Genomic DNA, 19,294 nt, shown 5'->3' on the forward strand with positions numbered 1-19,294 from the left:
GTCTGCTCGCATAATCAACACTCATTCCTTGTGGTTTTAATTTTGCAACTATACTGTATATAAAAACAGTATCAATGGAGGCGTCATGAACTACGAGATTAAGCAGGAAGAGAAACGTACCGTTGCAGGTTTCCATCTCGTTGGCCCGTGGGAACAGACGGTAAAGAAAGGCTTTGAGCAGTTGATGATGTGGGTAGATAGCAAAAATATTGTGCCGAAGGAGTGGGTTGCTGTCTATTACGACAATCCAGATGAAACACCCGCCGAAAAATTACGCTGCGACACCGTCGTGACGGTGCCGGGTTACTTTACGCTTCCCGAAAACAGTGAGGGCGTCATTCTGACAGAAATTACAGGTGGTCAGTATGCGGTGGCGGTAGCTCGTGTAGTCGGTGATGATTTTGCTAAACCCTGGTATCAGTTCTTTAATAGTCTCTTGCAGGACAGTGCTTATGAAATGTTACCAAAGCCCTGCTTCGAGGTTTATTTGAACAATGGCGCGGAAGATGGGTACTGGGATATCGAAATGTATGTTGCGGTGCAGCCAAAACATCACTAATTCATCTCAGGGCGGTGTGTTAACGCGATGACCACTCTTTTTTTTGAAAGCGAAAAGAGTAAGATGCGCCTTTCAATTTTTTCGCTCCTGCCGGGAAATTACACTGTTCCCGGTTTGTCCGTCGGATAATTCAGAGGCGCGCCTTCTGGCCGACAGATGAGTTATGAGCGCTTTTAATCTCATTACGGAGTTTCTGCGTGCGTGCCGATAAGTCATTAAGCCCGTTTGAAATCCGGGTATACCGCCATTACCGCATTGTGCATGGTACTCGGGTCGCGCTGGCATTCCTGCTCACTTTTCTCATTATCCGCCTGTTTACTATCCCGGAAAGCACCTGGCCGCTGGTCACCATGGTGGTGATTATGGGGCCAATCTCGTTCTGGGGTAACGTTGTCCCTCGCGCCTTTGAGCGTATTGGCGGTACGGTGTTGGGTTCGATTTTAGGTCTTATCGCTCTGCAACTGGAGTTAATCTCGTTACCGCTGATGTTAGTCTGGTGCGCGGCGGCCATGTTCCTTTGCGGTTGGCTGGCGCTGGGCAAGAAACCGTATCAAGGTTTATTGATTGGGGTGACGCTGGCAATTGTTGTGGGTTCCCCGACAGGTGAAATTGATACGGCGTTATGGCGAAGCGGCGATGTGATCCTCGGCTCTTTACTGGCAATGTTGTTTACCGGTATCTGGCCACAACGGGCGTTCATCCACTGGCGCATTCAACTGGCGAAAAGTCTGACCGAGTATAATCGGGTCTATCAATCTGCATTCTCACCGAACTTACTCGAACGCCCACGTCTGGAAAGCCATCTACAAAAACTCCTGACCGATGCCGTGAAAATGCGTGGACTGATTGCGCCCGCCAGCAAAGAAACCCGTATTCCAAAATCGATATATGAAGGTATCCAGACCATTAACCGCAATCTGGTTTGTATGCTGGAGTTGCAAATCAATGCATACTGGGCCACGCGCCCCAGCCATTTCGTGTTATTGAACGCGCAAAAACTTCGTGATACCCAGCACATGATGCAGCAAATACTGCTGAGCCTTGTTCATGCGCTGTACGAAGGTAATCCGCAGCCGGTTTTTGCCAATACGGAAAAATTGAACGATGCTGTGGAAGAGCTGCGTCAGTTGCTCAATAACCACCATGACCTGAAGGTTGTGGAAACACCAATCTATGGTTATGTGTGGCTGAACATGGAAACGGCGCATCAGCTTGAGTTGCTATCGAATCTGATTTGCCGGGCCTTGCGCAAATAATTCCTGAACTTCAGAATCATCTTGCTGCTGCTTCGATTCAGCAAGGATAAAGGGTATGATAGTGAAAAGGGATAAAAGCATTGTCATCTGCGGCAGCTATGAGTAATGTTGGCCCTAACGAATAGCGGTTGCTTAAACGAATCCGACTCTCACATTATCAGGGGTATAAAAATGGAAACTACCAAGCCTTCATTCCAGGACGTACTGGAATTTGTTCGTCTGTTCCGTCGTAAGAACAAACTGCAACGTGAAATTCAGGACGTTGAGAAAAAGATCCGTGACAACCAGAAGCGCGTCCTGCTGCTGGACAACCTGAGCGATTACATCAAGCCGGGGATGAGCGTTGAAGCAATCCAGGGCATCATCGCCAGCATGAAAGGTGACTATGAAGATCGCGTTGACGATTACATCATCAAAAATGCCGAGCTCTCCAAAGAACGCCGCGATATCTCCAAAAAGCTGAAAGCTATGGGCGAAATGAAAAACGGCGAAGCGAAGTAATTCCCGTTTTATTCAATGAGGGTTGCCCGGCAACCCTCATTGCTCATTGATTCTTATCTGTGTATCACCGTCATCATTCTCATCCGAGAACCAATCGAAATTAACAACAGCCTTCTTCTGTATGCAGCAAGGCAAAAAGTTCTGTAACTCCATTGTTATTAACTGCACTGGTTACTAACACGTTGTGCGCTCCAGCTTCCCGTAACCAACTTTTCACCAAAGATATTTGTTCCATGCTGGCTAAATCTGCTTTGGTTACTACTCCAATGACCGGGTGATTCATGGCCCGGTAGGGCGTTTTTACCTCTAATTCCTGCTTCAGCGCTGAGATTCCTGCTTGTTGCCAGAAAAGCAGGCACCTGCCGTCTGAACGGTATCGATCCGGAAGCGTATCTGCGCCATATTCTGAGCATACTGCCGGAATGGCCCTCCAACCGTGTTGACGAACTCCTGCCATGGAACGTAGTTCTCACCAATAAATAAGCGTCAATACGGTGCTCCGTTGACGCTTACTTTAATCCGTTTTCTGAGCTTAGATTTTTCTGTTCCTACCCAGACCGTGGATTTGGAATTCATTTTTTGTCAGGTCAATGCTAATCGTTAAAACGGCCATAACGCACCTCCACTGGAAGGTTTATCAGTAATATCCTACCGTTGCTTCATGGTCGGGGCGTCCATTCCATTATTATCGGTTTTCCTTTCTGTTTATAAATGAAAACGCCAGCTGTATTCAGGCTGGCGTCAGGAGAAATGAAGCCTGTTGAGTGAGATTCACCGGTTCTGGTGCAGAAGCTGCAGATGGCGCAGGGTAAGGACATCTTCTCTTGCCTGCTTAATACAGGACAACAGTGCTGTTTCTGTGGTTAATGGCACTATACCCTGTATCACTGCATTGTCTTACAGCAACTGGTGAGGGCTGGCATAAGTTGCCGGTGTTTCGGTAGAGTCACGGTCATCCACCACGCGGAGTGAATAACCGTTTTCAGCGGCCTTATTAATCAGTTCAGTGATATTAACACCATCAATGTCAACGACAATGTGCCCCATATCCAGCGCCTGTACGTTAACGCTGTCGGCTTCCAGTGTCATCATTTCGCCTCCGGATACTTACCCAGGGTAATGTTATTTACCGTTCTGTAATTGTCGCGGGTCATCAGGCCGGTCGCCCTGCGAGCCCGGAGGATATCGATGCTGTTTATTAACTGAGAGCGGGTACAGGCGCTGAATCCCGGCTGGTCGGTACGCACCAGCGCGTATTTTTCCACGAGAAAGTTCACCGCATCACACAGTGAAATGCCTGCCTCAATATGCTGCTCAATCACACGTTCATCGGCAAAAGGTGTGTCATTCAGTGTGAGGCCATAGTGCTGGTCCAGCAGTCGGGACAGCAGTATCTGCCAGATTTCAACAGGAGACGGGCGAGAACTGGCCGCCTGCCCGGGTAATACAGGTAATGTTTTCATACTGAAGATTTTCCTGATATGCAGATATAAAAATGGAAAAGTGGCGTGGTGAAAACACCAGGCCGTAGCAGAAGGCTATTCTGGAGAGTTAATTTTTCATTTCGGGCGTCGGATAAACAGCCAGATAAACGTAATCACAACTGCTGAGGGTATCGGCTTTGCAGGTCAGCCCTTTTGCATACAGCGTGACGGTATGCTGATGGCGGGGATTCAGTTCACCGCTGGTGAGCATGAGTTCCAGTTGTTTCATCAGCAGCGGAAAGGCCTGGTCCAGGTGGTACGCATCTGCATCGCTGAACAGGCCTCTGATACCGGCGCGGTCGGCAAGGTAATGCAACCGGTTACCCTCCTGCACCAGACGTGCCCCGAAACAGGGCGTCACGGTGCAGGGCAGCCCCCACCAGGGGCGGTCGTGATTGTCGTCGGGAAGTGTTGTCCCGGGGAGTGTGTCTGACACGATAAAATCCTTACAGAAAATCGGCTAAGAATGGTCCGGTAGTGGCGATAATTCTGCTCATCAGAATTCCCACTCAGTTCAGGGTGACGCTCATCAGCCGGACATACGGACCAAAACTGTCCTTACGGCGTTCAGCAAACACGGCCAGCACACCGGGAATATCCTGCACTTCACGACCGGTATACGCTTCAGCACTGCCGTGCCAGCGGTATTTACCGGTACAGAACGGAAAAAGACGGGATGTCGGATGTTGTTGGTGAATACGCATGGCTTCACCACGGGTGATAATTTTCATAATGGGATACCTCTGAAGACAGAAGATAAAAGTGAAAACAGGTGTGATGTGGTTGTGAAGGGTTAAAGCAGACCATGTTCGGCAAAGGAGAAAACCTGGTTGCCACCGACTATCAGATGGTCCGGCACCCGGATATCCACCAGGCCCAGTGCCTGTACCAGACGTTCGGTGATAAGCCGGTCTGCCTTACTGGGTGTGACTTCACCGGACGGGTGATTGTGTGCCAGTACCACGGCAGCGGCATTGTGGTACAGGGCGCGTTTAATCACTTCCCGGGGATGGACTTCCGTGCGGTTGATGGTGCCGGTGAAGAGGGTTTCACCGGCAATCAGCTGATTCTGGTTGTTCAGATACAGCACCCGGAATTCTTCACGCTCCAGTCCCGCCATGTTCAGAATCAGCCATTCCCGTGCTGCACGGGTGGAGGTGAAGGCCACGCCGGGTTCATGAAGATGGCGGTCCAGGGTTTTCAGGGCCCGTTGAATGAGGCTGCGCTCGCCGGGCGTCATCTCTCCTCTACTTTACCTTCGCGGATCTTATTCCTCATGGTTTCAACAGCGCCGGCATACTGATCACGGGGGACTTCCAGTTGCATGGGGCCATTATTTCCCATGTAACGATACTGTCCGTTTTGTCCGTCGAATGCCGCACCGACGCTACGGGCTGCAGTTGAACAATATTTCGTCTGGATTTCTGTTCCGCTGACCAGTCTGTCTGCTCCATTTCTGGCATTATTATCACCGAGGATCCGTGCGTTTTTCAGACGGACTCTGTCGACAATATGGTTTCCCCGTTCAGCGGCAAACCCATGTCCCTGCCCTCCGGAAGCAAACATTTTCTCATTTGTACTCCAGGTTTCCGGCAGTTTCATGAGAATCAGACCATTCGCCGTTGCATCGGAAATAAAGCTGTTGTAAGGGCGTTCATAAATTTCCTGACACAGTGTTTCTGTTTCGCGACAAAGAGAGGAGCAGTACCATTCCGGATCCGGCTTATGATTTTCCGGGGCATGATGTACTTCTGTCAGCCCGCAGGAGGCACAGATACGAAGCTCATCCACGTGATGGAATGATACAAAACGGCGACCTTCTGAAAAGGGATACCAGTCACCGCCGTCCAGGCAACGATCGAGAAAATCGTCATTCGCTTCCGGTGATAAATTCAGGCGGTTCCGGAAGAGCGTTTTCAGTTCATCAGGTGTGAATGACAGGTTCTCTTTCAACTGTTCGTTAAACCCTGCCATGTTTCTTTCATACCAGGCATTGTTCAGTAACCAGTTTCCGTCTGCCAGTTCAAATTCCCTCAGCTCTCCCCGGGAAATCCGTTGAGAAATGAGCGTCAGCCAGATGCGCTCCGTCAGTGAGTCAGGAAGGCTGTAATCGTTTTGCAAACTGGTCAGCCACGATTTACTGTTGAGCACCGGTTGTTCTTCCAGTGTCTGGCTGATGGCACAGGTCAGTTTTTTCAGCGCCTGGATCTGGCTGGCCGCCCATAGCAGCGTCACTAATGCAGCCAGCCAGTACAACAACCCGCCCCACCACATCAGTGACGGTGAAATATCGTACTGTAACGCGATCAATGGTGCGCATGCAGAACACGCCATAAGGAAAAAGGCAGTATAAAAACAGCAGTAATACCCGTTAATTTCCTTGCTGATATCTTCTGGTGTGATCCCGTTCTGCTGAATGTTTTTGATCTGCAGGGGAACAGCCAGCAGACCACCGGCGAGAGCGGTGGTCAGAATAAATTTCACAGAGTCAAAGGTGTGAGCCTCCAGCGCGATATGTTTACCATCAAGTCCCCACATGAAGCTGATGATCATTCCGGCAATCGTCAGAAATACGCCTGCCAGCCAGCGAATATGGAACAACCGGGTTATGCGTTCGGTGATATAGCCAGCCAGTAAGGCCGGGCCGAACAGACACAGCAATATGAGCCCTGCCAGCGCAGAAGCCGTGCTGATTAATGCTCTGAACAAAAGGCGAAGAATGGCAAATCCTGCGATCAGCAGGATCAGCGCGCCGACTATCTGTAACATAGTCACTCCGTGATGAATATCATGTTATTGTTAATGCCAGCGAATGTGGCGTTGAAGATCCGTTGCGCCGGTCCGGGTCCCGGTCATGATGACCGGGACCACAGAGAGGCGATGGTTCTGTCAGAAGGTCACATTCAGTGTGGCCTGACCGTTATACCCTTCAGCGCTGCTGCCGCTGACGCTGTGGGCATAACCGGCCTGAACGCCCAGGGTGATATTTTCCCGGACACGGGCTTCCAGTCCGGCCTGCAGGTCCAGTGATGTGCCATTCTGTGAGGGAGAGAACGTCATCCCGCTGCCTGCAGTGGAAGTCCCCACACGCATATCTCCCCGGGAGCTGAAGGTGCGGATAACAGAAGGCTGTACCCACCAGTTCACCGGTAATTCACTCACACTGTGTTTTGCACTGTCACGCAGGGGGGCACGGGATGAGGTGCCTTCGCCAAAGGTCATATCGTTGTGGCTGCCCAGACGGAAACCGGCACGCACATGTTGTGCACTGCCATGCCCGAACTTCACATAACCGGCGTTGTCCTTACCGTCATCCAGGGAAAGTCCCTGCCAGGTATACTGCAGTTGTGGCTCCAGCATCAGGTTGTCAGTGATACTGAAGGGCAGACCGGTTTCCAGTGAGCCCAGCCAGCCCCAGCCCCGGGCGCGGAAGTCGTTATTGTCCGATGACGCTTTCATGCTGTGGCGGGTTCCCTGTGCCACAATGTCAGCCCACAGGCCGGAGGACGTGTGTACCAGATTCAGGTATCCGCCCAGGCTGCCGGCATCATCCCGGACCGTGCCGGCACGGGAGCCGTCATCATCCTTAACATCAACGGAAGAATGGCCAGCAGCACCATATACCCCCGCGGTCACAGACATACCGGCAACCTCTGTTCTCATCAGGTCACCCTCCAGACGGACGAATCCATAGCTGCCGCTGCTTTCCGGCGTGGCCCCACGGGCAATACCGCCATTGTTATCGTGACCGAGATGACCGCCCTGAATGCTGAGACGGACGCTGTTGTTTTCACCATTTACACCGGTCTGATGGCTGCGGGAGCCTGCCACAATCCGGTCATAGTCCATTGCCTGTGTCAGCATGGAGGCATACAGGGGGACTTCTGCACGATAAGCATTTTCACTGCGCAGATACCAGCTCTCATCACTGTCCCGGTTGAGGGAGTAGTTAAAGGCACCGGCCTGCAGCCTGTTCCCCTGGACAAAGGCCCCTTCCTCCGTGGTGGCACCGTTAATGGCTTCCACCACCTGAATACCCTTACCGCTGGTCGCCAGCCCCGACGCACTGTTGCCGGCGTTCACCAGGTTCAGGATGGTTTTTCCGGTTGCCCTGCCGCCGTCAATGACCAGTCTGTCAGCATTGTTCTGTGCCATATCCGGGCGTACACGCAGGCTGATGGTGCCATTCTGTCCGTTCAGGTTTTTCACTTTCAGGGTTGCCGGTACGAACTTCCCTGTGCGGGTGGAGGTGAAATGAATCTGTCCGGCATGGCTGAGGTCATCCACCACCGACTGCACCGTGGCGTTATCGGGGATATTCCAGGTGGCACCGGAGGCGAGAGTGACATTCGTGGGGTCAATGGCACCGTTCAGCACAGTGCTGCCGGTCAGCTTCAGGGCTGTACCGCGCTGAGCAATGACATCCGTGGTGACGGTACTGTCGTTCAGCGTCAGCGTGCCTTCATTCAGGTTGACGGCTTTCTGGGTGAGTGTGGTGTTGCTGACAGTGAGTGTGCCACTTCCTGATTTTTCCACGCTGCCGTTACCGGTGAGAGAGCCTCCCTGCAGGAGTGCATCGCCTTCACGGATGGTCAGGGTATCGTTGTTCACCGTCTTCCCGGAAAGGGTAAGTATGGCGCCGTTATTCAGCGTGGTGGTGCCCGCCAGTGTGCCGCCCCTGGCGGTGAACAGTCCGCCATTTACCGTGGTATCCGTGGCCGTATCACCGGCGTTCAGCGTGAATGAACTGCCTTTTTCCAGCATCAGGGCATCCGCCTGACCGCCTCCGATACTGAATGCCTTTCCGTCGCTCCGGGTACCACTGACAGCGGCACCGGAATCGGCCAGCAGTACACCGCCATTTCCCATGGATACGGTGGTGGCGGTGCCACCGTTGCGGACATCCAGCGTTCCGCCATCATCCACGCGGGTATTAGTGGCTGTGTGTCCGGTCAGCACATCCAGGCGTCCGCCATTTTCCAGTACGACATTATCAGCTTTACCCTCCACAACAGAGAATGCTCCCAGGCGGTTTATGCCGGTAACGGTTGCAGCCGTACTGGTAACCAGTGCGCCGCCCTGCTTCAGGGTGACATTCGTGGCTGTACCACCGGCGTCCACCTGCAGTCTGCCCTTCTGATTAACGGTGGTATTCCCGGCCACACCCCCGTTTTTGACAATCTGCCAGCCGTCACTGTTCACAACAGTGTCAGACGCTGTACCGCCGTTGTGCACATACTGGTATCCCCCATTCAGCGTGGTATCCAGTGCGTGACCATGTACAGTCTGGTCGCCGCCGGCATAAACCACAGTGGTATTTGCCGTTCCTTCAGCTCTCACAATCTGGCGACCGTTTTTATTGATGGTTGTGCGTACGGCATCCCCGCGAACAAACTGCCCGGTATCACCGTTTTCTGCATCCGGTCCCCCTTCCGCCCCGGTATTAACAACGGTATCCGTTGCCACTGTACCGGGCTTGACGACCTGCCAGCCCTTATCATTAATGACGGTTCCTGTGGCTATCGCCCCCTCATGCATCCACTGTTCGCCACCATTCAGCGTGGTGTTCACAGCCCGTCCCTGAAGGCTCTGTCCGCCTCCGGCACTGATAACCGTGTCTGAGACACTTCCACCGGGGTTCACTCTCTGAAGACCACCACTGGTGACAGTCGTTTTGTTGGCTGTTCCGCCATCCTGTACCCATTGCCCGCCGGTATTGGCCTCGTTATCCGGCCCATACTCCAGCCCGGTACTGATGGTCATTCCGTTGGTCGTACCGAAGACAATCTGGTTGTCATGATTTGCCAGTGTTCCGCCGTTCACGGTTTCTCCCGGGTGCACAACGATGTCAGCAGCCAGCACCGGGAGTGACGTGACTGCGGCAAGAGACAGTGCAACCGCCACACCGCCACGTTTACCCCGTGCGCGGGCCAGTTCGGAGGCAACCACGAAAGCGCCCGTCATGTGATTCCATACCAGCCTGTAGCAGGTATTCAGATGTCGTTTCATCAGCTTTTCCTTAGATTGAGGGTGAATAAAAAAGCCGGTACCCACAAACGTGGATACCGGCAGGTAAAGGGTTACAGTGCCGGAGGTCCGGCTGTGGGAGTTTCTGAATTGTGGTTCTGTTGTTCCCTGAATGTCTTTCTGTACGTATCTGTGCATGTTACTGACAAAGGTTATTATTAGCTTATCGATCGATATAAACGATCGATAAAATAGATATTGATCGTTTTATTCTATTATTGAGCTATTGCACGGACAAGAGAGACAGTAACGAAAACAGTGCTTTTGTGAGCAGACTCAGAGTCAGGGAGGGCATCAGTCACGACAGGTTCAGAAGAAAATCCAGTTCCATACCGCACGGGCAACAGAGACCACCGTGTCACGGACGGCACGCAGAACCGTGCGTGCAACAGAGGCAATACAGACGCTCTCCGCCGTGTCAAATATCCGGTCCACCGCACCGGTAAACTGTTCACGGGCCTGAGACCGGACAGATTCCGTGCGCAGCTCGTCCTGCAGTCGGGTCATCAGGGGACTGGCGGCATGGTCGGGAAGCGCTGTCATGAGCGCACTGACCAGCGTATCCAGTTCCCAGCCGGTGCGGGCCGATACGGCCACAACCGGATGTACGGGCCGGAACAGACGGAATACCGCCTCCGTTTTTTCGCGAATATTCTGTGCCTGTGCAGGAGAAGGCTGAATACCGGCCATATCCCATTCATGGCAGGGCTCCGTTTTGTCGGCCTGCGTCACCACAAACAGCACCTGCTGATGTCCGCACTGCAGGATGTGTCGCCAGAAATACTCATCCACAGACAGGGCACGGTCATCGGCTTTAATCAGCCACAGTACCAGGTCAAGTTCAGGCAGAATGTCACGGTACCCGCTTACGCGAGAGCAATAAGTGGCTGGCCACCATTCTCGATACAAAACTCTGCTGAATAGCAGCGATTTTCCCAGCGTGGTGCGTCTTTTGCATTTTACTGGTTCTGAGTTATCAATTATCTGTTCACTAATGACTACTCTAAAAAGTTGTATCAATTTAAGTGATATAGGGAGTCCGGAGATTCACCCTTTTTGGTGATGAAGTTAACAATACCGCCAATTGCCTGTGAACCGTACAGTACGGAATATGGACCTTTCACTACCTCAACACGCTCCAGCGCAGACTCATCTATCAACAGTCCCACACCATAATTATCTCCGGCGCGCTGATAAGTTACCTCCTGACCATCAATGAGAATTAAAACACGGGAGGATGCTTCGCCACTAGACTGGCCCCCTGAATCTCCAGACAACCAATATCACTTAAATAAGTGATAGTCTTAATACTAGTTTTTAGACTAGTCATTGGAGAACAGATGATTGATGTCTTAGGGCCGGAGAAACGCAGACGGCGTACCACACAGGAAAAGATCGCAATTGTTCAGCAGAGCTTTGAACCGGGGATGACGGTCTCCCTCGTTGCCCGGCAACATGGTGTAGCAGCCAGCCAGTTATTTCTCTGGCGTAAGCAATACCAGGAAGGAAGTCTTACTGCTGTCGCCGCCGGAGAACAGGTTGTTCCTGCCTCTGAACTTGCTGCCGCCATGAAGCAGATTAAAGAACTCCAGCGCCTGCTCGGCAAGAAAACGATGGAAAATGAACTCCTCAAAGAAGCCGTTGAATATGGACGGGCAAAAAAGTGGATAGCGCACGCGCCCTTATTGCCCGGGGATGGGGAGTAAGCTTAGTCAGCCGTTGTCTCCGGGTGTCGCGTGCGCAGTTGCACGTCATTCTCAGACGAACCGATGACTGGATGGATGGCCGCCGCAGTCGTCACACTGATGATACGGATGTGCTTCTCCGTATACACCATGTTATCGGAGAGCTGCCAACGTATGGTTATCGTCGGGTATGGGCGCTGCTTCGCAGACAGGCAGAACTTGATGGTATGCCTGCGATCAATGCCAAACGTGTTTACCGGATCATGCGCCAGAATGCGCTGTTGCTTGAGCGAAAACCTGCTGTACCGCCATCGAAACGGGCACATACAGGCAGAGTGGCCGTGAAAGAAAGCAATCAGCGATGGTGCTCTGACGGGTTCGAGTTCTGCTGTGATAACGGAGAGAGACTGCGTGTCACGTTCGCGCTGGACTGCTGTGATCGTGAGGCACTGCACTGGGCGGTCACTACCGGCGGCTTCAACAGTGAAACAGTACAGGACGTCATGCTGGGAGCGGTGGAACGCCGCTTCGGCAACGATCTTCCGTCGTCTCCAGTGGAGTGGCTGACGGATAATGGTTCATGCTACCGGGCTAATGAAACACGCCAGTTCGCCCGGATGTTGGGACTTGAACCGAAGAACACGGCGGTGCGGAGTCCGGAGAGTAACGGAATAGCAGAGAGCTTCGTGAAAACGATAAAGCGTGACTACATCAGTATCATGCCCAAACCAGACGGGTTAACGGCAGCAAAGAACCTTGCAGAGGCGTTCGAGCATTATAACGAATGGCATCCGCATAGTGCGCTGGGTTATCGCTCGCCACGGGAATATCTGCGGCAGCGGGCTTGTAATGGGTTAAGTGATAACAGATGTCTGGAAATATAGGGGCAAATCCAGCCACGAATGCGGATTTGTTTACGGCCTGCCAAGGAGTTGTCTGTTATCTCTACTCCGGGGATGTCCTGCAAATTATCGGCTATGGAGGCATTGGTGGAGTTCTGCAATGTTTGTTGGTCAATAACCTGTATAGTCGCCGGGCTTTCCCAAAGGTTGCTTGCCGAACGATTCGTGGTCACGACGAGCGTCTCTTCGTTGCTGATTTTTGTTTCTGAAGAAGTTGCGGTTGCAGTAGAAACTATCCCAGAAATGCATAATGACAGAGTGGAAAGGATATAAATTCGACAAGGTATATTATATAACATTTCATCCCTCATTAATACAAAGTACAAATGATTACTGTAATGATAATTATTTTCATTTATGTTCTCATATATCTATAATTATTGTCATCTTCATAAATTGTAAATATCAAACATTTTTGACCTTAATCATGTTTTTTGATAGATATTTTACGACTGAACATATCCGTCGTTTCCTCTGACTCGTGTCAGTCGGTCTCTGGTTGTATCCACGGACCGCACTCTTGACATAAGAGTGCGGTCCGTGGAAAACGGAGTTGAAAAAATGGTGTCTGAAAGAAGGTACCATCATTGTGATGACAAATACTTTGGCGTGGATAATGTAATTAATTGCTGAAATTGACCGTATATGCGGTAAGACTCATATCAGTATCAGGTCCGGTTAATTGCTGATACTAATATAAACTTTTTACAAAAGGATGAATGCAGAAGGTTACTCTAATGGCCAGAGTGATGACAATGATGGTCAGACGTTGACCTGCAGAAACTGCATTTTAATTGGTCTATAAAGTCTGCAAGAGGAATCAGGGTCAGATCAGTGAGTCTTATCGCGGCCCGAAGCTATGACTGAAAGAAGGCTGGATACAGAATTGCAACAATTTGGCAATGTCAGAACACAGAAGCTTTGCAAGCAGGTGAAAGGTTATGTCTAGCAAAAGGAGTATATCAGAATATATCTACTGATGTACAAAACACAACAATAGCTTCATGATATATAAATACGTGATGACGAGTGGTACTCCGCATGGTTATTTAACTTCTCAGCACCACTAATGATCCTGAGCAACTTCGTATTTGGGCCATTACCATGGAGTAGAAAGCTGTGTCTGAGAATGCAGAATTTGAGAAAAGAATTCGCTTTCTTGGAGAGCTTCTGAAAATGGCACGCTAACAACGTTTTGTTAAAAAATGTGAATCACTTGCCGGGGCTGCATTTTCTATTCGAGGAGAATGTTGACGTAGATATTACAGAAATCTCAGCGCATCAGGATAAACTGCTACCTTAGGTCAACCACCAAAAGAAAATACAATACGTCCAGTTTGTATGCCTTTAATAACACATCTTCTAAATGTTGAAGAATTATCCCGCCTGCTGAAGAACGTTGCTCTGAGTGTGATAAACCTTTTTATTCTTGATGATGTCAGCGAGAAGATGGAATATATCCCCGACTGGGTCGTGGTTACCCGGTTAAACATCTGGTGGCGCTAATAAATCTGGCAAGTCACATTCTGTTGAATGCTGTGACAGTGCCTTACCGAGAGAGCGAAATTGTGGTGTTCTAGGGAAGGTGCGAACAAGTCCCTGATATGAGATCATGTTTGTCATCTGGAGCCATGGAACAGGGTTCATCATGAGTCATCAACTTACCTTCGCCGACAGTGAATTCAGCAGTAAGCGCCGTCAGACCAGAAAAGAGATTTTCTTGTCCCGCATGGAGCAGATTCTGCCATGGCAAAACATGGTGGAAGTCATCGAGCCGTTTTACCCCAAGGCTGGTAATGGCCGGCGACCTTATCCGCTGGAAACCATGCTACGCATTCACTGCATGCAGCATTGGTACAACCTGAGCGATGGCGCGATGGAAGATGCTCTGTACGAAATCGCCTCCATGCGTCTGTTTGCCCGGTTATCCCTGGATAGCGCCTTGCCGGACCGCACCACCATCATGAATTTCCGCCACCTGCTGGAGCAGCATCAACTGGCCCGCCAATTGTTCAAGACCATCAATCGCTGGCTGGCCGAAGCAGGCGTCATGATGACTCAAGGCACCTTGGTCGATGCCACCATCATTGAGGCACCCAGCTCGACCAAGAACAAAGAGCAGCAACGCGATCCGGAGATGCATCAGACCAAGAAAGGCAATCAGTGGCACTTTGGCATGAAGGCCCACATTGGTGTCGATGCCAAGAGTGGCCTGACCCACAGCCTGGTCACCACCGCGGCCAACGAGCATGACCTCAATCAGCTGGGTAATCTGCTGCATGGAGAGGAGCAATTTGTCTCAGCCGATGCCGGCTACCAAGGGGCGCCACAGCGCGAGGAGCTGGCCGAGGTGGATGTGGACTGGCTGATCGCCGAGCGCCCCGGCAAGGTAAGAACCTTGAAACAGCATCCACGCAAGAACAAAACGGCCATCAACATCGAATACATGAAAGCCAGCATCCGGGCCAGGGTGGAGCACCCATTTCGCATCATCAAGCGACAGTTCGGCTTCGTGAAAGCCAGATACAAGGGGTTGCTGAAAAACGATAACCAACTGGCGATGTTATTCACGCTGGCCAACCTGTTTCGGGCGGACCAAATGATACGTCAGTGGGAGAGATCTCACTAAAAACTGGGGATAACGCCTTAAATGGCGAAGAAACGGTCTAAATAGGCTGATTCAAGGCATTTACGGGAGAAAAAATCGGCTCAAACATGAAGAAATGAAATGACTGAGTCAGCCGAGAAGAATTTCCCCACTTATTCGCACCTTCCCTAGTGCATAGTCGCCACCATTCCGGATAATTCTATTACGTTGTTTTACAAGTTCTTTTACAGCGCAGATCTGTCGCTGACGTTGAATCAATAGCCTGGATTTCAGAACACAATGCCCGTTTGCTGGTTGTTCCGGCAGTAGCATTAATTCATTATCTGAATGAAATGTGTCAATCCACAGAAACCGCTGTCAATGACGCATTTTGTCGGACGTTAACACGAGAAAGTCTGGCTATTCCGTAATGCCATCTTATTTCGTAATGGATTGAGAATGCTGGATTTTTAATTATATTACGCGCAGTATTAATCGCGTAAATGTTTTGCGGTCAGCAACGGTGGGGGATCCATTGTTCTGTTCAATGAATACCATCATACATTTGAATCAGGAGTCGGTATGATGATTTTGGTGACGGGGGGCGCACGGAGCGGGAAGAGTCGCCACGCAGAGGCGCTTATTGGGGACTCTTCACAGGTTCTGTATATCGCTACCTCGCAAATCCTTGATGATGAGATGGCTGCACGGATAGAACATCATCGGCAAGGCCGCCCGGAGCACTGGCGCACAGTGGAGCGCTGGCAACATCTTGATGAATTAATTCATGCAGACATTAACCCGAATGAGGTTGTGTTGCTTGAATGCGTTACCACAATGGTGACTAATCTGTTGTTTGATTATGGCGGCGATAAAGACCCTGATGAATGGGATTATCAGGCGATGGAACAGGCGATTAATGCTGAGATTCAGTCGTTGATTGCTGCCTGCCAACGTTGCCCCGCAAAGGTTGTATTAGTGACTAACGAAGTGGGAATGGGGATTGTGCCGGAGAGTCGTCTGGCACGACATTTTCGTGATATTGCCGGGCGGGTAAATCAGCAGTTGGCCGCTGCGGCAAATGAAGTATGGCTGGTGGTTTCGGGTATTGGAGTAAAAATCAAATGAGTAAATTATTTTGGGCGATGCTCTCATTTATTACGCGTCTGCCTGTACCGCGTCGCTGGTCCCAGGGACTGGATTTCGAGCATTATTCTCGCGGTATTATTACTTTTCCTTTGATTGGATTATTGCTTGGCGCGATTAGCGGGCTGGTCTTCATGGTGCTGCAGGCATGGTGTGGCGCACCACTGGCGGCACTGTTTAGCGTACTTGTGCTGGTGCTGATGACCGGGGGATTCCATCTGGACGGCCTCGCTGATACCTGTGATGGCGTATTTTCTGCACGTAGCCGCGATCGCATGTTGGAAATCATGCGTGATAGCCGTTTAGGCACCCACGGCGGTCTGGCATTGATTTTTGTGGTACTGGCAAAGATTCTGGTGTTAAGCGAGTTGGCTCTGCGTGGCGAATCGATCCTTGCATCGCTGGCGGCAGCATGTGCGGTCAGCCGCGGGACTGCCGCATTATTGATGTATCGTCATCGTTATGCGCGGGAAGAAGGGCTTGGCAATGTGTTCATTGGCAAAATTGATGGGCGACAAACCTGCGTCACACTCGGCTTAGCCGCTATTTTTGCTGCCGTATTATTGCCGGGTATGCATGGTGTGGCTGCTATGGTGGTGACGATGGTGGCGATTTTCATCCTCGGTCAGCTTCTCAAACGTACGCTGGGCGGGCAAACGGGCGATACGCTGGGAGCAGCCATAGAGCTTGGTGAACTGGTCTTCCTGCTGGCACTGCTATAAAGAGACGTGAGATGCAAATACTTGCCGATTTACTGAATACGATCCCAGCCATCGATTCTACCGCTATGTCGCGTGCACAACGGCATATTGACGGGTTACTCAAACCTGTTGGTAGCCTGGGAAAGCTGGAGGTGCTTGCCATACAACTGGCAGGAATGCCGGGGTTGAATGGCATACCGCATGTGGGCAAAAAAGCGGTACTGGTTATGTGTGCCGATCACGGCGTCTGGGAGGAAGGGGTCGCTATTTCTCCAAAAGAAGTGACAGCCATACAGGCTGAAAATATGACCCGTGGAACAACCGGCGTGTGTGTGCTGGCAGAACAAGCGGGCGCTAACGTCCACGTAATTGATGTTGGTATTGATACTGCTGAGCCTATCCCCGGGCTTATCAACATGCGTGTCGCACGAGGTAGCGGCAATATTGCTTCAGCTCCGGCAATGAGTCGCCGTCAGGCTGAAAAGTTGCTTTTGGACGTCATATGTTATACGCAGGAGCTGGCAAAAAACGGTGTCACGCTGTTTGGTGTAGGTGAACTGGGGATGGCAAACACGACACCGGCAGCAGCAATAGTCAGCACAATCACTGGCCGGGATCCTGAAGAAGTGGTTGGGATTGGCGCAAACCTGCCGACAGATAAACTGGCTAATAAAATTGATGTTGTGCGTCGGGCGATTACGTTGAATCAACCAAATCCTCAGGATGGTGTTGATGTCCTGGCAAAAGTGGGTGGATTTGATTTGGTCGGAATAGCTGGAGTGATGTTAGGTGCTGCTTCCTGCGGTTTACCCGTGTTGCTGGATGGATTTCTTTCTTATGCTGCTGCGCTCGCAGCCTGCCAGATGTCTCCTGCGATCAAACCGTATCTCATTCCTTCTCACCTGTCGGCAGAAAAAGGCGCGCGTATAGCGCTCTCGCATTTGGGGCTGGAGCCTTATCTCAATATGGAGATGCGTTTAGGTGAGGGGAGTGGCGCAGCTCTGGCGATGCCCATCATCGAAGCTGCCTGTGCGATATACAACAACATGGGCGAACTTGCTGCCAGTAATATTGTTCTACCGGGGAATACGACTTCTGATTTGAACAGTTAAAAACGAAAAGTCTGATAAAAGCTATACTTAACGGATAGCTTTCGCGACATAGGAAAGGGACATGATGCGTCGTGTAAATATTCTTTGCTCATTTGCTCTGCTTTTTGCCAGCCATACTAGCCTGGCGGTAACTTATCCATTACCTCCAGAGGGTAGCCGTTTAGTGGGGCAGTCGTTTACTGTAACTGTTCCTGATCACAATACCCAGCCGCTGGAGACTTTTGCCGCACAATACGGGCAAGGGTTAAGTAACATGCTGGAAGCGAACCCGGGCGCTGATGTTTTTTTGCCGAAGTCTGGCTCGCAACTCACCATTCCGCAGCAACTGATTTTGCCCGACACTGTTCGTAAAGGGATTGTTGTTAACGTCGCTGAGATGCGTCTTTATTACTACCCACCAGACAGTAATACTGTGGAAGTCTTTCCTATTGGTATCGGCCAGGCTGGGCGAGAAACCCCGCGTAACTGGGTGACTACCGTTGAACGTAAACAAGAAGCTCCAACCTGGACGCCAACGCCGAACACTCGGCGCGAATATGCGAAACGAGGGGAGAGTTTGCCCGCATTTGTTCCTGCGGGCCCCGATAATCCCATGGGGCTGTACGCGATTTATATTGGCAGGTTGTATGCCATCCATGGTACCAATGCCAATTTTGGTATTGGGCTCCGGGTAAGTCAGGGCTGTATTCGTCTGCGCAATGACGATATCAAATATCTGTTTGATAATGTTCCTGTTGGGACGCGTGTGCAAATTATCGACCAGCCAGTAAAATACACCACTGAACCAGATGGCTCGAACTGGCTGGAAGTTCATGAGCCATTGTCGCGCAATCGTGCAGAATATGAGTCTGACCGAAAAGTGCCATTGCCGGTAACCCCATCTTTGCGGGCGTTTATCAACGGGCAAGAAGTTGATGTAAATCGCGCAAATGCTGCGTTGCAACGTCGATCGGGAATGCCTGTGCAAATTAGTTCTGGTTCAAGACAGATGTTTTAAGAGCGTTGGTAATTAGAAAGCAAAAAGCCTGCTAGAAAGCAGGCTTTTTTGAATTTGGCTCCTCTGACTGGACTCGAACCAGTGACATACGGATTAACAGTCCGCCGTTCTACCGACTGAACTACAGAGGAATCGTGTGAACGGGGCGCATATTAATGGCAGTGCATGGTGATGTCAAAGGGTGAAATGCATTTTTTTGTTTGTTTGCTGTCAATTTCAACAAAGTGGTGAGCTTTCAATCTTATTGGGTAATGAACCATCGTGGTGCATACCCTCCTTTTATAGGGCAGGGGAACGCGACAGCTGATTAAAGGAGCAAATGACGAATCTATCATAA

The 19,294-nt window shown here is 50.8% G+C and carries 17 protein-coding genes, 1 tRNA gene and 6 pseudogenes; 11 read left to right on the plus strand and 13 right to left on the minus strand.

What is annotated here, in order from left to right; translation table 11 throughout:
* The first annotated feature begins 85 nt into the window (after positions 1 to 85).
* The 3 genes from sbmC (at position 86) to KXD89_RS08540 (ending at position 2,316) form a co-directional block, all read left to right on the plus strand.
* On the plus strand, positions 86 to 559 hold the full coding sequence (sbmC, locus tag KXD89_RS08530) for a DNA gyrase inhibitor SbmC (protein WP_001105415.1): 474 nt from the start codon (positions 86 to 88) through the stop codon (positions 557 to 559).
* Positions 560 to 756: 197 nt separating this feature from the next.
* Positions 757 to 1,815, plus strand: a complete 1,059-nt coding sequence (locus KXD89_RS08535) for an FUSC family protein (protein ID WP_001200891.1) — start codon at positions 757 to 759, stop codon at positions 1,813 to 1,815.
* Positions 1,816 to 1,986: 171 nt separating this feature from the next.
* On the plus strand, positions 1,987 to 2,316 hold the full coding sequence (locus tag KXD89_RS08540) for a DUF496 family protein (RefSeq protein WP_000450409.1): 330 nt from the start codon (positions 1,987 to 1,989) through the stop codon (positions 2,314 to 2,316).
* 100 nt (positions 2,317 to 2,416) lie between these two features.
* Here KXD89_RS08540 and KXD89_RS08545 read toward each other — a convergent pair whose 3' ends face one another.
* The gene (locus KXD89_RS08545; RefSeq protein WP_001016348.1) at positions 2,417 to 2,599 is read right to left on the minus strand and encodes a EutP/PduV family microcompartment system protein; all 183 of its coding nucleotides are present in this window, start codon (positions 2,597 to 2,599) and stop codon (positions 2,417 to 2,419) included.
* 71 nt (positions 2,600 to 2,670) lie between these two features.
* On the opposite strand from KXD89_RS08545, the pseudogene KXD89_RS08550 reads away from it, so the two are divergent.
* Positions 2,671 to 2,799: pseudogene (locus KXD89_RS08550) on the plus strand (transposase domain-containing protein); the annotation flags it as partial.
* Positions 2,800 to 3,087: 288 nt separating this feature from the next.
* On the opposite strand, the pseudogene KXD89_RS08555 reads toward KXD89_RS08550, so the two are convergent.
* From KXD89_RS08555 to KXD89_RS08600, 10 genes and pseudogenes are all read right to left on the minus strand, one after another.
* Positions 3,088 to 3,180 (minus strand): annotated as a pseudogene (locus KXD89_RS08555) (DUF957 domain-containing protein); the annotation flags it as partial.
* Positions 3,181 to 3,213: 33 nt separating this feature from the next.
* Positions 3,214 to 3,408 (minus strand): DUF5983 family protein, encoded by a 195-nt coding sequence (locus KXD89_RS08560; protein WP_000988600.1) that lies wholly within the window; start codon positions 3,406 to 3,408, stop codon positions 3,214 to 3,216.
* Positions 3,405 to 3,779, minus strand: coding sequence for a type IV toxin-antitoxin system cytoskeleton-binding toxin CbtA (cbtA, locus tag KXD89_RS08565; RefSeq protein WP_000854814.1), 375 nt, complete (start codon positions 3,777 to 3,779; stop codon positions 3,405 to 3,407). The genes KXD89_RS08560 and cbtA overlap by 4 nt, the downstream gene beginning before the upstream one ends.
* Before the next feature lie 88 nt (positions 3,780 to 3,867).
* On the minus strand, positions 3,868 to 4,236 hold the full coding sequence (gene cbeA / locus KXD89_RS08570; RefSeq protein WP_001285584.1) for a type IV toxin-antitoxin system cytoskeleton bundling-enhancing antitoxin CbeA: 369 nt from the start codon (positions 4,234 to 4,236) through the stop codon (positions 3,868 to 3,870).
* 73 nt (positions 4,237 to 4,309) lie between these two features.
* Positions 4,310 to 4,531, minus strand: a complete 222-nt coding sequence (locus tag KXD89_RS08575) for a DUF987 domain-containing protein (RefSeq protein ID WP_000692323.1) — start codon at positions 4,529 to 4,531, stop codon at positions 4,310 to 4,312.
* A 62-nt stretch (positions 4,532 to 4,593) separates the two neighbouring features.
* Positions 4,594 to 5,040: a RadC family protein gene (locus tag KXD89_RS08580; protein WP_000187523.1), complete on the minus strand. Its 447-nt coding sequence runs from the start codon at positions 5,038 to 5,040 to the stop codon at positions 4,594 to 4,596.
* Positions 5,037 to 6,569, minus strand: a complete 1,533-nt coding sequence (locus tag KXD89_RS08585) for a protein YeeR (protein WP_001350525.1) — start codon at positions 6,567 to 6,569, stop codon at positions 5,037 to 5,039. Before KXD89_RS08585 ends, KXD89_RS08580 begins: the two co-directional genes overlap by 4 nt.
* Before the next feature lie 120 nt (positions 6,570 to 6,689).
* On the minus strand, positions 6,690 to 9,809 hold the full coding sequence (gene agn43, locus KXD89_RS08590) for an autotransporter adhesin Ag43 (protein ID WP_000820410.1): 3,120 nt from the start codon (positions 9,807 to 9,809) through the stop codon (positions 6,690 to 6,692).
* Positions 9,810 to 10,136: 327 nt separating this feature from the next.
* A pseudogene (locus KXD89_RS08595) lies at positions 10,137 to 10,688 on the minus strand (GTPase family protein); the annotation flags it as partial.
* A 188-nt stretch (positions 10,689 to 10,876) separates the two neighbouring features.
* A pseudogene (locus KXD89_RS08600) lies at positions 10,877 to 11,077 on the minus strand (TonB-dependent receptor plug domain-containing protein); the annotation flags it as partial.
* Positions 11,078 to 11,167: 90 nt separating this feature from the next.
* On the opposite strand from KXD89_RS08600, the gene KXD89_RS08605 reads away from it, so the two are divergent.
* A protein-coding gene (locus KXD89_RS08605; RefSeq protein WP_088895425.1) for an IS3-like element IS2 family transposase occupies positions 11,168 to 12,396 on the plus strand; the annotation gives its coding sequence in 2 pieces (ribosomal slippage) (positions 11,168 to 11,483 and positions 11,483 to 12,396; 1,230 coding nt in all).
* An 11-nt stretch (positions 12,397 to 12,407) separates the two neighbouring features.
* On the opposite strand, the pseudogene KXD89_RS08610 reads toward KXD89_RS08605, so the two are convergent.
* Positions 12,408 to 12,713, minus strand: a pseudogene (locus KXD89_RS08610) (TonB-dependent receptor plug domain-containing protein); the annotation flags it as partial.
* 1,349 nt (positions 12,714 to 14,062) lie between these two features.
* Between KXD89_RS08610 and KXD89_RS08615 the strand changes: the two are divergent.
* From KXD89_RS08615 to ldtA, 6 genes and pseudogenes are all read left to right on the plus strand, one after another.
* Positions 14,063 to 15,043 (plus strand): IS5-like element IS5 family transposase, encoded by a 981-nt coding sequence (locus tag KXD89_RS08615; RefSeq protein ID WP_000019403.1) that lies wholly within the window; start codon positions 14,063 to 14,065, stop codon positions 15,041 to 15,043.
* Between the two features lie 245 nt (positions 15,044 to 15,288).
* Positions 15,289 to 15,432, plus strand: a pseudogene (locus tag KXD89_RS22290) (cobalamin biosynthesis protein); the annotation flags it as partial.
* Positions 15,433 to 15,583: 151 nt separating this feature from the next.
* Positions 15,584 to 16,129: a bifunctional adenosylcobinamide kinase/adenosylcobinamide-phosphate guanylyltransferase gene (gene cobU, locus KXD89_RS08620; RefSeq protein ID WP_000973176.1), complete on the plus strand. Its 546-nt coding sequence runs from the start codon at positions 15,584 to 15,586 to the stop codon at positions 16,127 to 16,129.
* On the plus strand, positions 16,126 to 16,869 hold the full coding sequence (cobS, locus tag KXD89_RS08625) for an adenosylcobinamide-GDP ribazoletransferase (protein WP_001326708.1): 744 nt from the start codon (positions 16,126 to 16,128) through the stop codon (positions 16,867 to 16,869). Before cobU ends, cobS begins: the two co-directional genes overlap by 4 nt.
* An 11-nt stretch (positions 16,870 to 16,880) precedes the next feature.
* Entirely contained in the window at positions 16,881 to 17,960 is a 1,080-nt protein-coding gene (gene cobT, locus KXD89_RS08630) for a nicotinate-nucleotide--dimethylbenzimidazole phosphoribosyltransferase (protein WP_001166160.1), read from the plus strand.
* Positions 17,961 to 18,021: 61 nt separating this feature from the next.
* On the plus strand, positions 18,022 to 18,957 hold the full coding sequence (gene ldtA, locus KXD89_RS08635; protein WP_000986321.1) for a L,D-transpeptidase: 936 nt from the start codon (positions 18,022 to 18,024) through the stop codon (positions 18,955 to 18,957).
* Positions 18,958 to 19,012: 55 nt separating this feature from the next.
* On the opposite strand, the gene KXD89_RS08640 is transcribed toward ldtA, so the two are convergent.
* Positions 19,013 to 19,088: transfer RNA gene (locus KXD89_RS08640), tRNA-Asn, on the minus strand.
* Between the last annotated feature and the right edge of the window lie 206 nt (positions 19,089 to 19,294).

The sequence above is a fragment of the Escherichia sp. TC-EC600-tetX4 genome, from assembly GCF_019356055.1.
Classification (GTDB): domain Bacteria; phylum Pseudomonadota; class Gammaproteobacteria; order Enterobacterales; family Enterobacteriaceae.

Bases quoted from the DNA above. Each gene is read 5' to 3' on its own strand.
- sbmC (WP_001105415.1), top strand. From the start codon at position 86: ATGAACTACGAGATTAAGCAGGAAGAGAAACGTACCGTTGCAGGTTTC.
- KXD89_RS08540 (WP_000450409.1), top strand. From the start codon at position 1,987: ATGGAAACTACCAAGCCTTCATTCCAGGACGTACTGGAATTTGTTCGT.
- KXD89_RS08545 (WP_001016348.1), bottom strand. From the start codon at position 2,599: ATGAATCACCCGGTCATTGGAGTAGTAACCAAAGCAGATTTAGCCAGC.
- KXD89_RS08560 (WP_000988600.1), bottom strand. From the start codon at position 3,408: ATGATGACACTGGAAGCCGACAGCGTTAACGTACAGGCGCTGGATATG.
- cbtA (WP_000854814.1), bottom strand. From the start codon at position 3,779: ATGAAAACATTACCTGTATTACCCGGGCAGGCGGCCAGTTCTCGCCCG.
- KXD89_RS08575 (WP_000692323.1), bottom strand. From the start codon at position 4,531: ATGAAAATTATCACCCGTGGTGAAGCCATGCGTATTCACCAACAACAT.
- KXD89_RS08580 (WP_000187523.1), bottom strand. From the start codon at position 5,040: ATGACGCCCGGCGAGCGCAGCCTCATTCAACGGGCCCTGAAAACCCTG.
- KXD89_RS08585 (WP_001350525.1), bottom strand. From the start codon at position 6,569: ATGTTACAGATAGTCGGCGCGCTGATCCTGCTGATCGCAGGATTTGCC.
- agn43 (WP_000820410.1), bottom strand. From the start codon at position 9,809: ATGAAACGACATCTGAATACCTGCTACAGGCTGGTATGGAATCACATG.
- KXD89_RS08615 (WP_000019403.1), top strand. From the start codon at position 14,063: ATGAGTCATCAACTTACCTTCGCCGACAGTGAATTCAGCAGTAAGCGC.
- cobU (WP_000973176.1), top strand. From the start codon at position 15,584: ATGATGATTTTGGTGACGGGGGGCGCACGGAGCGGGAAGAGTCGCCAC.
- cobS (WP_001326708.1), top strand. From the start codon at position 16,126: ATGAGTAAATTATTTTGGGCGATGCTCTCATTTATTACGCGTCTGCCT.
- cobT (WP_001166160.1), top strand. From the start codon at position 16,881: ATGCAAATACTTGCCGATTTACTGAATACGATCCCAGCCATCGATTCT.
- ldtA (WP_000986321.1), top strand. From the start codon at position 18,022: ATGATGCGTCGTGTAAATATTCTTTGCTCATTTGCTCTGCTTTTTGCC.